Here is an 11,634-nt window from a genome sequence, read left to right as displayed (position 1 = left end):
TTGCTCTTTATTGCAGCGTCTCTTCGCGAGTCGCCCTGCGCTGGCCTCCGGGGCGAGCCTCGGCCGGTACAATAACGGGGGCGTTCTCTCCCGCTTCGGTCATTCTGCGGAGCAATCGGCCCCGCATCGCCTCGGCCACCTCGGCGTGGGAATCGAGGCCGATCAGATTGGTTAGCTCGTACGGATCGGCCTGAAGATCGTACAGCGACGTCTCCACGTTTCCACATAAATTCGGCCTGATAGTATTCGTGCATCTTCTTAGATAGGCCATCCGATGAGAGAAGTATATAGAGTTTTGTAGGTTTTAGGATTATGTTCTTGGCTATATTATAAAACTTCTAGAATATAATGTCGAAATCGCTCGAATAAACTTGTAATTTTAGTAGCAAGGTATCATTCCCCAATACCCCCTTAAATGGTATATTTATACACGAAATACACTAAAGATGTATTTCGTAAAATTATATATAAAAGGAGATAAATTATGAAAAAAAGAAGTCTATCTACTCAAAGTATTTAACTGTAACAATTATTGCATTAATCTTATCTTCGTTTAACTTGACTATTGCTTCGGCAACTCCATTTAACAAGTCATCAGGAGTAGATTATTGGACAGTTGGAAATTATCAGTATGCTTCTCAAAGTCACATAGGAGGGGAAGTACTAGGAGATAATAAAAGCTACTTTTCTGCTACTGGTGTTATTTCTAGTAAGTACTACGATGTCACCATTCCAGCAGGTTACATGGGAGTACAAGCTAGAATTTTCAAGCAAAGTAATAATGCATTAATCAAATCAAGCAGTTTTAGTTTTAACCCCACTGCAACGAATGGTTCTGTTCATGTAAGTACATCCAACTATAATAACCCCACTGGTGGATACTACAGTCAAGCGGCCATTCAAATGTGGTATTCAGATCTTTCACAGTTTGTCAATTCTGCAGCAGGAAAAACCCCCTTTATCATATTCCCGGAAATCACTAGTTATGCCACTAATGAAAATGGGGAAACTTACGGTGCTGCAGGTATATCTGCTGTATTAGGCACTGATCCCGATTTAATTCTTGCTTATGGTGAGGACGGAACTCTAGGCTATGTACGTTCATCAGATCTTAATTGGAAACCAACAACGCCTCAGGAAGCACTAAGACACCAATCGTCATCCATTTCAAAAAACATCCCATTGTACGACTATAATGGAAAATTAGTTATCGGAAGCTTTGAGTTGGAACCAGGTGAAGTTACTTATTCCGCCGCAATCAAATGAGCTAAAATTATAAAACTAAGGTGAGAAAACGCTCAGAATTTCCCGAAGGAAATTCTGAGCGTTTCTATTTATGTGTGGAATTAGTTCAATAAATGCCTCGGAATTTGTGAAAAATGTTTATCCGGCTGTATTGATCTTTGAGTAGCCAACCTCTCCCCAAAGTCAAAATCAACCCTGTAACCATATCCAAAAATAAATAATTTATCATTTGTTAATATTTATTCAATTAAAAATTCACCTATCACTGTAACTCCATCACTATCGTAAAGCGGGATTTTTTTATAATTGCTTGGCTTTTTCCTTAGTTCCTGTTCAACTGCCTCTTTTGGACTTTGATAATCAGGGTTAAGATCTTCTGAACGAACATAACCAAGAGTTCCATCAATGCCTTCCGCATAAATCAAATCAGAATTTAATTCAGGAGCTTGTAGTTCATATTTTTTTGAATTTACTGTATTAATGTGGTCATCAATAACCCTCTTTTCGCTACAAGAAGAAATAGTCAAAGCAACTAAAACAACAAGGACAAAACTTACTAATTTTACATTTTTCTCACTCACCATTACCCACACCGCCCTCATTAGGTGATATTAGGAAAATTCAATCATATTTTACCATAGTGAATTTAATGTTGCAAAACCACATGTATAATCGCCATAACTCCCCAAGGTAATTTTCAAACAAGTAGTTCATTACTGGTTCCCTGAACAAAACTGAAAAAACTCCTTAGGACTTAATGTTCCCACCCAAAGAAACTCAAAAGTCTCCACTTCTTCTTTTTATAGTACATTCTCGGTTCATACTGAGAACCTTTTAGATTAACCACATAAGTCCATTTGAAAATCCTTTGAAATATCGAAACGATATTCATCTTTCATTTAACGGATATTATTCAATTTATTTGAAACTTAGTGTTCTTTTTACCGCAGGAAAATGACCCTTATCGTTTTTATCGCTGCATAGCTGTCCAATCGTCGATCTGCTTCTGGACTTCGGCGATGGCCTTATCAAGGCTGTTCTCCTACAGCTTCTGGTTGACCTTAGGCAAGTTTGGTTCCGGCTCGAGCGTGTCCGAGAACAGCACGTTGTAGGTCGTTTCCCTTGTGTTCTGAAAACGAGACCGATGCGTTCGCACGACGTCGCCAAGGCGGTCGGGTATTAGTATCGGCGGAAGATAACCTATTGCAGCGTCTCTGCGCGAGTCGCCCTGCGCTGGCCTCCTGGGCGAGCCTCCGCCGGGACGATAACGGGAGCGTTCTCCCCCGCTTCGGTCATTCTGCGGAGCAACCGGCCCCGCATTACTTCGGCCACCTCGGCGTGGGAGCCCAGGCCGATCAGATTGGTCAGCTCGTACGGATCGGCCTGAAGATCGTACAGCGACGTTTCTTCGTAGCGATCCGACCCTCCGTCGGCGAAGCCGTCCTTGTCCGGCGCCGTAACGCCGTATTTCCAGCGCCGCGTCCGCACGGCCCGGCCGACCTCGGTTTCGCTGATCTGGACGAACACTTCCTCCGGCCATGACGCGGCATCGCCCGCAACAAGCGGCTTGATCGACCGGCCCTGCAAACGCTCCGGAACGGGGATGCCCGCCCCGTCGAGCAGCGTCGGAGGCAAGTCGACCAGGCTGACCAGTTCGCGAACTTGACGTCCTCCGGTAAAGCCCGGACCGGTAATCAGCGTCGGAACCCGAATCGAGGCGTCGTGCAGGGAACGCTTGTATTCGCCGTTGCGCGTCTTGAAGTGGCAGCCGTGATCCGAAGTGAACAGCACGATCGTATTGTCGCGCAGGTCCAGCGATTTTAGCGCGTCCATCAGGCGACCGAACGCCTCGTCCAGCCGTTTGACCATGCCGTAATAGCCCGGCAGATGCTGGTGCGCGGTGCCGCCGAGCGCCGCCAGGTCGGGCGGCAGCCAGCCTCCCGTATACCGCTCCCGATACCCGTCCGGAGCCGGATAGTCGTCAAGATGGTTCTGATGATGAGGCTCCAAATAAGAGAGAAACAGATAAAACGGATTGTCCTTATGATCGTCGATATAGCGAATCGCCGCGTCGGTAATCGCGTCCACCCGATAGCCCGGAAGCTTCATCGGCTCGTTGTCGTTATTGTACATGACCGTATTGTAGGCGTCGGAGGAAAACTCCAGCACGTTGGAGGCGAGCCAGTAGTCGTAGCCTCCCCGATACTTCTCGCTTACCGGCTCCTCCGGCGCTAGATGCCATTTGCCGATATAACCCGTGTCGTACCCGGCCGCTCCGAACGAATGCGCGAGCGTCGGCATGTCCTCGGGAAGATGAATACCGTTGGCGTAACACCCGGTCTCCGTCGCATAGAGCCCGGTCTGAAGGCAGGACCTGGCCGGACCGCATACGGGCTGGCACGTGAAGGAATGCGTCAGATGCGTGCCGAGCAGCGCCTCCCGATCGAAATTCGGCATCAGCCCCATCGGATTGCCGTGCAGTCCCGACGTATCCCACCGCTGCTGATCCGTGAAAAACACAATGACATTCGGTTGCTTGGACATCCTCTATCATCCTCTCTACTCTTTGACTCCGCCGGCGGTAAGCCCTTCGACCATGTAGCGCTGCAAAAACAGAAACGCGATCAGCAGCGGCAGCGTCGCCGTCACGGCCGCGGCCGTCGCGCCGGACCAATTGTACGAGTACTCCCCAAGAAACGTAAGCGACAGACCCGGGCTTAGCGTTCTCTTGTCGAGATCGCTCACCAGCGTCAAGCCGAACAGGAAGTCGTCCCACGCGATCAGAAAAGTATAGATGGCGATCGCCATAATGCCCGGCTTGGAGAGCGGCACGATGACGGTGAACAGCACGCGGAACCGGGAGGCTCCGTCGATCTCCGCCGCCTCCTCCAGCTCGCGCGAGATGCTGTTGAAGAACGTCCGCATCAGCATGACGCTGAACGGCAGCGCCGTCGAAGCCGCCGCCAGCACGAGCACGAACAGCGTGTTCAGCAGGTTCATTTTCTGATACTGGGAATACAGGCCGATAACGAGCGTAACGGTCGGAAACATCTGCGCCGACAGCAATAGCAGCGCAATGAGATTGCTCCCCTTAAAGCGGAATCTGGACAGCGCGTACCCGGCGAAGATCGATACTACAATGCAATAACCGTCGCTCCCGCCGCTACCAGGAACGTATTTTTATAGAAGGTCAGAAATACGGAAGATTTCAATATATCGACATAGCTGCTTAAATCGATATTAAACGGAATCCACTTCGGCGGCAACTTCATCAGCTCGCTGTTGCTTTGCAGCGACGTGACGAACATCCAATAGACGGGGAACAGAAATCCGACCATAATGACGAGCAGCGCGGCATACGTCAGGCCTTCCTTGCGGAACAGCAAATATTTGACTCTATCCATAGGCTCTTCTCCTAATGCTCCGAATTTCGATTCATGTAACGGGTGAACAACACCGAGAAGACGAACAGCAGAATGAGCCAGATCACGCCGATGGCCGAGCCTTTGCCGAGCTCATATCTGGAGAATGCCGTCTCGTAGGTGAGAATGGCGAGCGAGGTCGTCGATCCGGCCGGTCCTCCGTTCGTTAAGGTAAAGAACAAGGTGAACATCTGAAAATTGTTGACGATCATAATCAGCGTAACGCTTGTAATGACGGGCTTTAGCAGCGGTAGCGTAACGTGCAGGAACATTTTCCAGCCGCTGGCCCCGTCGATTCTGGCCGCCTCGTACAGGCTGGCCGGGATGTTCTGCAGTCCGGCGAGCAGCATAACGCTGACCTGCGGCGTCTGCCGGAACACGGCCACGACCGTGATGGCCGCCAGCGCCCAGTCCATGCTCTGAAGCCAGCTTACGTTCTCGCTCATCAGCCCGGAGCGAGTCATCATATAGTTCAACACGCCGTAATCCGGCTGGTAGATCCACAGGAAGATCAGCGCGGTTACGATCGTAGGAATGGCCCAAGGGATCATGAACAGGCTGCGCAGGAAGCTCCGCATCCGGATGTTGCGGTTGAGCAGCACCGCCGTAAGCAGACCGAGCAGCAGATCGATCGTGACCGCGGCCGCGACGTAAGTCAGCGTAATTCCGAACGAATGGTAGAACTCGGACGAGCCGAGCAATTCGGTATAGTTGCGAAATTGGTTCCAGGAACGATCCGGGTCCATCAGGGAATAGTCGGAAAAGCTTAACGCAATGGCGCTCACCAGCGGTGCGATAATCGTCAGCATCATAATGACGAATACGGGCAGCAGCAGCACGGTTGCGAACGCGATATTTCTCTGCGTCCGGCTTAGTCGGAAGAACATCGGCTTCACCTCATTTTTCATGTTGTCGTCGAATGGAGAGGCTGTCTCATAAGCAAAGCTGCTTCAGATGATCGATAAAAAAGAGGGTGTATATACCTCCCGGAGACTGCCTCATACGCTCCTGAAATCACCTTGTCACGGGTTTATCTATTCAGATTTCAGGAGCGTATAGCAGCGGAGGGAGGTATATACACCTGATATTATCGATTATCTTTCCAAGCAACTTGACCTGCTTATGAGACACTTCCGCCTATTGGTCGTACAAGGCTTTGATCTTCGGCATGACGAGCGTGATCGCTTCTTCCGTACTCTTGTTCGAATCGGTCACAAGCACGATCATGTCGGACGACTGCTTCATCGCGTTATCGAACTTCGGATTGGAGGCCGGAAGCGGCGAAGCCGTCTTCATCTGCTCGTTGAACACGCTGGCATAGTCGTCCTCGTTCATCTCCGGCAGCGAAGCGACCGACGTCAGCGAGGACATGATGCCGTTCAGTTGATGGTAGATCAGCATCGCGTCCTTGGATACAAGATACTTTACGAATTCCGCGGCCGCTTCCTTATGCTTGCCGCCTGCCGGAATAATGAGCTGATGCTCGGTGAATACCGTCTCGCTTCTGCCCGTCTTGCCCGGAGGAACGATGACGACTCCCCATTCCTTGTCGAAGGCCTCGCCTTTGCCGCTCATATTGCGGAAGTTCGTCCGACCGAAATCCCCGTCGATCAGCAGGCCCATTGTGCCGTTGGCGAACATGCCGCGCAGCGACTTCATATCCGAGCCTTTGGGCGAAATTCCGCCGCCAATAATTTCCTTCATATAGCCGAGCGTATCCGTCAATGCAGTCCCTTCGTCCCAGACGATCTTGCCCTGCTCGTCGATGAACTTGCCGCGATACGACAACGATGTCCGCAATAGCATGTTGCCCGTATAGGAGTCCGTGGCAGCCGTCTCCCCGATGCCGTAGATCGGATTGCCGTTCTCGTCCTTGCCAAGAGCAGCGACGGCTTTGGCGGCTGCGATCATTTCGTCCCAAGTCGCCGGCGGCTTCTCGGGGTTGAGGCCCGCTTTGGCGAACAGGGTTTTGTTCCAGAACAGAGCGCTCGGATGCGGCGCCCAGGGCATCGCCATCACCTGTCCGTCGTATGTCACCCCGGAGCGGCTGCCTTCCACGATGTCGTTCACGAGGTCCGCGCCCACCAGCTCCTCGATCGGCGACGCCACCTTCGCTCCGACGAAAGCGGCGGTGAAATTCTGATTGGCCATCGACACGTCGGGGGCATTGCCTCCCGCCGAGTTGACCAGCACCTGGTCCTTGAACTGCTGGAACGGAATGCCAAGCGATTTGACCTTGATGTTCGGATGCTTGGACTCAAAATCGGCAATCAATTGTTTATAAGCTTCCTTCGTTCCATCCTCGACCGAAATCCAGTTCGCGAACGTAATTTCCGTCACTTCGCCTTTCGGCGCTTCCGAAGCGGAGGAAGACGAGCTTGAGCCGGCTTCCGGCTTCTCGTTCGATCCGCACGCAGCCAGCATCGACACCAGTCCGACCGTCAACATCCCTTGCGCGAGCTTTTTCCACGGTTTCATACAGCGACCACCCTTTTCAGTGATAATGATCATTGACAGCTGCGACTGCCTTGATATGAGTATATAAGCATCCGCTTTTGGCGTTTTGCCATATGTTCGGGTGATTTGGTCCTATTTTCGTCAATGGGAAAAGGCCCCACCGGCTCGCAAACTCGCGAAACCGTCGGCGCCTCCTATCTGTTCGCGCTCATTTTATACTCCAGCGGAGTCATCCCGGTTGCCTTCTTGAACACCTTCGTAAAATAGCTCGCATTAGGATAGCCGACCAGCTCCGCGAGAGCCCCCATCCTCGCTTCCCCAGCGCGGATCAGTTCCTTCGCTTTACCGATGCGAACGTCGGTCAAATAATCGTTAAAGCTGATGCCGGTCTCTTTCTTGAACAGCTCGCTTAAATACGTCTTGTTCAAATGAACGTGATCCGCCACCTGCTGCAGGGAGATGTCCTCGGCATAGCAGGAGGCCAGATAGCGGAACGCCTGCCGAATCGGCTCGCTGTAAGGCGGGCGCAGCCGCTTCGCCTCCCGGAGCAGCTCAGCGACTTGACCGGTCAGCCAAGCTTTGACCTCCTCGAAAGTGCGAAGCCGGTTCAATTCCTCCGCCGGAGAGAAGGACTGGTAACGCGCGAGCGTCTCGGATTGCGGATCGAGCTTCCGCACCTTCTGCAGCACCGTATAGAGCAGCTCCAACCCGAAGGCTTTGAAGCCGCTCTCCGATAGCTCCCCTGCGCGCAGATCGTTGTCCATGCATGCATGGAGCGCTCGAAGCGCCTCGTCATAGCTTCCCGTCTCGACATAATAGGCGATGTCGCTGACGATCGCATAGGCCGTCTGGGAAGGCTCGCCGAAGCCGGTCAGCTTCGTATCGGGAAACCAGACGATGTTCCGTTTGCCGTAGAAGCGCTGGCGTCGCAGCGCTTCCATGCCCTCGCCAAGCTGCCGACCCAGCGCGGACAAATCGGGATACGGCTCGCTAATGCCGACCGACGCCGGTACGCGCAGAAATTCCCGCAGATTGTTGGACAGCCGGTGCGCGCAGCGCAGCGACTTGTCGCGGATCGATTTGCCGCCGAAGCCGTCCGCGTTGCACGCGACGACAAACAGATTTTCCTCGTACAGGAAGCTGCAGCCGCCCCCCCGTCTCCCCGCGGACCGTCTCGTCCAGAATATTCAGTATCGCCGACTCAAGCAGCTCGGGCGTGCGAATTTTTGCCTCGCTCAGGCAGCTCGGGTAATCGTCCAAACTAAGGGTCATCAGCATCGGATGCTTGTCGGACAAGGGAACGTCCAGCCAAATCATCTTGTCGCGAAACTCGCGTACCGCAGCGGGCTGACCCTTCAGCAACTCCTTGAAATAGATCGCCCGCAGCGCATAGCGATTCTCGTTCAGCCTGCTCTTCAGCGAATGAACCTCGTCCTCGCGCAGACCGTCCACCGTCACCTCAGCCTTCAGAATGTATTCGGACGCTCCCAGCTTCAACGCTTCGGAAGCGTATTTGAATTCGTCGTAAGAGCTAAGAATGAGCGAACGGACTCCCGGCTGGCGTTCGACCAGTTGACGAATCAGCTGCAGACCGTCCATCACCGGCATTTTAATGTCGGTAATGACCAAGTCCACGGGATGCTCCCGACAGAACTCCAACGCCTCCTTGCCGTTGCCGCAAGCGCCCGCCACGTTGATGTCCAGGCCGGTCCGCTGCAGCAGCGTCTCGAACCAGCGCCGAATTTGCGCCTCGTCATCCACGATTAAAATATTCATGCCGTTAATTCCTCCGGTCCCCGTATCGCGGGCAAAGATAGCAGCACGTCCGTTCCGCCCTCCGCTCGGGCAATGACGATCAGATCCGCGCTTGCGCCGTAGTGCAGTCTCAGGCGGTCGCGGATGTTCCGTAAGCCCATTCCCGAGCCTTGCTCAATCGCCAGCGCCGTAATGTCCGTATCGACTTCGGGCCGAGGAAGCTCGGAATAACCGACTCCGTCGTCGCGGATTCGAAACCAAACCTTGCCGTCGCTTAGACCGCCCTGCACAAGCACCGTTCCCGGCGAAGCCTTCGGCTCGATGCCGTGGAAGATCGCATTCTCCACGATCGGCTGCAGCAGCAGCTTTAACGTCTTGAGGTGCATCATTCCCTCGTCCGCTGCGAATTCCACCCGCAGATGCTCGCCCTGCCTCGCCTCTTGGATTCGCACGTAATTGCGCAGGTTCTCCAGCTCTTCGGAGATCGGGATAAACTCGCCTTCCTCCGTTAGCGTTCGCTTAAGCAGCCGAACGAGCGCCACAATGATTGAATCCACCTTTTCCGGAGGTTCGGTCGGCAGCATCGAGCGGATCGAGGCAAGCGTGTTGTAGAGAAAATGCGTATTGATCTGCGACTGAAGCGCGCGGATTTCCGTACGCCGTTTCATCTCCTGCTCGGCCAGCACGCGGTCGTGCAAATCCTCGATTCTCCCTACCATACTGTTGAATTTACGGGCCAGCTCGCCGATCTCGTCGCTGCCGGATACCGCCGAGCGCTCCTGCAGGTTGCCCATCTCGACCTTCTTCATACTGATGAACAAACGCTGGATCGGTATGGACAGGCGGCGTGCGATGTAGTAGGAGACCAGGAAAGAGACGGCCAGCACGGCCAAAAACAACAGCACGGTCAGACGCTCCAGCTTGCCGATGTCGGCGTACAGCTCCGTAAGCGGCGTATACGCGACGATCCGCCAGCCCGTCTTCGCCACCGTATCGTAGGTGATCAGCAGGTTGCGGCCGTTCAGCTTCGCGACGAAATGACCGCTCTCCCCCTCCAGCTCGTCCATCCCTTCGCCGAAGCTTCCGAGCGAGCTGCCGATCAATTGCTTGTCGAAGGCGGAGATGACGATGCCCCGGTCGTCGATCAGCAGCGCATTCTCGTAATCCTCAAGGCGCTGCGGTACTGCTGATAGAGGAAGCCTTCGCTGACGCTGATCAGGAAAACCCCGAGCCTTGCCCCGGTCTCGAAATCTTTCAGCAGGCGAACCGCCGAGACAAAATGGTTATCGTCGACGGTCGGAATCAGCTTCTCCGACGGAGCGGAGATCCAGACAATGCTTCCGTCCGCCCGCAGCACATCCTCGTACCACGGCTCCCTTTTGATCGAGCCGATGCCGATTTTCCGACCCTCGTACAAGGTGTGCAGCTCAAAGCCGTTCTCTCCGAACAGCGTCGTATTGTAATCCATCCATGTATAAGCATATTTGTAATTGATCATCGTCTTGGCCAGAAAATCGCGTTTGGCGATTTCCTCGTATATCCCCAAGCCTTGAGGCGGCTTCAGCAGCTCGTAAAGCCCGCTGTTGGCGAAATAAAGGTTGGAGATTGCGGTCAAGTCGGAAGCCATAATGTTCAGCTTGTCGGCAATCTGGTTCAGCATCTCCAGGTTGGAGGTAATCTCCTTCTCCTTTAACGTATTCTTAGAGATCGTTAGGGAGACGTAGCTGAACAGTCCAAGAGGAAGTACGATCAGCAATAAAAAGGAAGTCAGTATTTTGCGCTGTACGCTGCTTTTCTTGTTGAACAATCGTTTCCACATCTGCGCATTTCCCCTTAAGGCTCGGTTCGCGGCGACGGCTCGACGACGAGTCCCCGTGCAGCCGCGCGGTAGTCGGTAGGCGTCAAGGCGTAACGGTGCTTAAATGCACGCGTAAAAGCATACACGGACGAATATCCGAGCGAATATGCGATTTCAGTCACCGAATCCGCCGTGTCCGCTAGCATGCGCTTCGCTTTGCCCAAGCGCACCTGAGCGATGTACAGCGCGGGCGACATGCCGGTCTGCTCCGAGAACGCCGATGAGAAATGCGTCCGGCTCACTCCGGCCGCTTCCGCCGCCTGAGTGACGGAAATTCCTTCGGCCGCATGAAGCTCGATGTATTCCAGACTGCGCTTGAGCCAGCCTTGCTGGGCTTGTTCAGAGTCGGCTGGCTCCGACCGTCCTTCCGCCAGCTTCGCGAATAGCCGATACAACAGGCTCTGCAAGCGGAGAACCGCGGACAGATCCCCTGGGGACGGATTGCGCAGCAGGCTCAATATTCGCTTCAGCGTCCCTTGCGCCCTCGCCCCTGCGCCGCCCGTAACGAACGGCGTCTCCGGCTTAAAGCCGATCATATCCAGCATTCCCTCTGCGCCCGGGCCGTCCAGCACAAGCCAGGACATTTCCAGATTTTCCGGGCTTGGGACAGAGCGGTACGTATAGGTTCGCATCGGATAAAGGCAGAACGCGTTCCCGGCATTCAGCACGACGCTTCCTCCCTCGTACTCCAGATGAACCTGTCCTCTGCTGACGAAATGCAGGCTGTAGCTTTCGATTTTTTTCGGACCGGCGCTATAGCCTGGCTTGGTGGCCGTTGTTCCCGCGCGAACGGGCCACAGGGCGCAGCGCTTGTCTGCGCTGCCGGGAGCGTAGTAGAGAAATTCCGCGATTTCGTTGCCGTAATCCTTCATGGAGGCTCCCCCTTACAAAATGATA

At 53.6% G+C, this 11,634-nt stretch carries 13 protein-coding genes; 1 reads left to right on the top strand and 12 read right to left on the bottom strand.

Translation table 11 applies throughout. The annotated features are described in order from the left end of the window. Window positions 1-7: 7 nt before the first annotated feature. On the bottom strand, window positions 8-217 hold the full coding sequence (locus J4772_RS26425; RefSeq protein ID WP_209072085.1) for a hypothetical protein: 210 nt from the start codon (window positions 215-217) through the stop codon (window positions 8-10). 341 nt (window positions 218-558) lie between these two features. Between J4772_RS26425 and J4772_RS26420 the strand changes: the two genes are divergently transcribed. Beyond that, a complete protein-coding gene (locus tag J4772_RS26420) occupies window positions 559-1,266 on the top strand; it encodes a hypothetical protein (protein ID WP_209072084.1) in 708 nt (235 codons plus the stop codon). 218 nt (window positions 1,267-1,484) lie between these two features. Here the strand turns inward: J4772_RS26420 and J4772_RS26415 are convergent, their stop codons facing one another. From J4772_RS26415 to J4772_RS26365, 11 genes are all read right to left on the bottom strand, one after another. Then, on the bottom strand, window positions 1,485-1,829 hold the full coding sequence (locus tag J4772_RS26415; RefSeq protein WP_209072083.1) for a hypothetical protein: 345 nt from the start codon (window positions 1,827-1,829) through the stop codon (window positions 1,485-1,487). Window positions 1,830-2,445: 616 nt separating this feature from the next. Continuing rightward, window positions 2,446-3,789 (bottom strand): sulfatase family protein, encoded by a 1,344-nt coding sequence (locus J4772_RS26410; RefSeq protein WP_209072082.1) that lies wholly within the window; start codon window positions 3,787-3,789, stop codon window positions 2,446-2,448. A gap of 15 nt (window positions 3,790-3,804) precedes the next feature. Continuing rightward, a complete protein-coding gene (locus J4772_RS26405) occupies window positions 3,805-4,323 on the bottom strand; it encodes a carbohydrate ABC transporter permease (protein ID WP_247741231.1) in 519 nt (172 codons plus the stop codon). A gap of 56 nt (window positions 4,324-4,379) precedes the next feature. Beyond that, window positions 4,380-4,649, bottom strand: a complete 270-nt coding sequence (locus J4772_RS26400; RefSeq protein WP_209072081.1) for an ABC transporter permease family protein — start codon at window positions 4,647-4,649, stop codon at window positions 4,380-4,382. 11 nt (window positions 4,650-4,660) lie between these two features. Continuing rightward, on the bottom strand, window positions 4,661-5,554 hold the full coding sequence (locus tag J4772_RS26395; protein WP_209072080.1) for a carbohydrate ABC transporter permease: 894 nt from the start codon (window positions 5,552-5,554) through the stop codon (window positions 4,661-4,663). Between the two features lie 250 nt (window positions 5,555-5,804). Further along, window positions 5,805-7,145: an ABC transporter substrate-binding protein gene (locus J4772_RS26390; protein WP_209072079.1), complete on the bottom strand. Its 1,341-nt coding sequence runs from the start codon at window positions 7,143-7,145 to the stop codon at window positions 5,805-5,807. A gap of 173 nt (window positions 7,146-7,318) precedes the next feature. Continuing rightward, entirely contained in the window at window positions 7,319-8,098 is a 780-nt protein-coding gene (locus J4772_RS26385; RefSeq protein WP_209072078.1) for a helix-turn-helix transcriptional regulator, read from the bottom strand. 16 nt (window positions 8,099-8,114) lie between these two features. After that, the gene (locus J4772_RS26380) at window positions 8,115-8,900 is read right to left on the bottom strand and encodes a response regulator (protein WP_209072077.1); all 786 of its coding nucleotides are present in this window, start codon (window positions 8,898-8,900) and stop codon (window positions 8,115-8,117) included. Then, window positions 8,897-9,946 (bottom strand): sensor histidine kinase, encoded by a 1,050-nt coding sequence (locus tag J4772_RS26375; protein ID WP_209072076.1) that lies wholly within the window; start codon window positions 9,944-9,946, stop codon window positions 8,897-8,899. The genes J4772_RS26380 and J4772_RS26375 overlap by 4 nt, the downstream gene beginning before the upstream one ends. A 77-nt stretch (window positions 9,947-10,023) precedes the next feature. Beyond that, on the bottom strand, window positions 10,024-10,698 hold the full coding sequence (locus J4772_RS26370; RefSeq protein WP_209072075.1) for a hypothetical protein: 675 nt from the start codon (window positions 10,696-10,698) through the stop codon (window positions 10,024-10,026). Window positions 10,699-10,712: 14 nt separating this feature from the next. After that, window positions 10,713-11,609 carry an AraC family transcriptional regulator gene (locus tag J4772_RS26365; protein ID WP_209072074.1) on the bottom strand — a complete coding sequence of 299 codons (897 nt, stop codon included), beginning with the start codon at window positions 11,607-11,609 and terminating at the stop codon, window positions 10,713-10,715. Window positions 11,610-11,634 lie beyond the last annotated feature (25 nt).

Source organism: Cohnella sp. LGH, assembly GCF_017671885.1.
In the GTDB taxonomy this organism is placed as follows: Bacteria; Bacillota; Bacilli; order Paenibacillales; family Paenibacillaceae; genus Cohnella; species Cohnella phaseoli.
The sequence above is the reverse complement of the archived record's forward strand: the minus strand, read 5'-3'. Positions and strand labels throughout refer to the sequence as shown.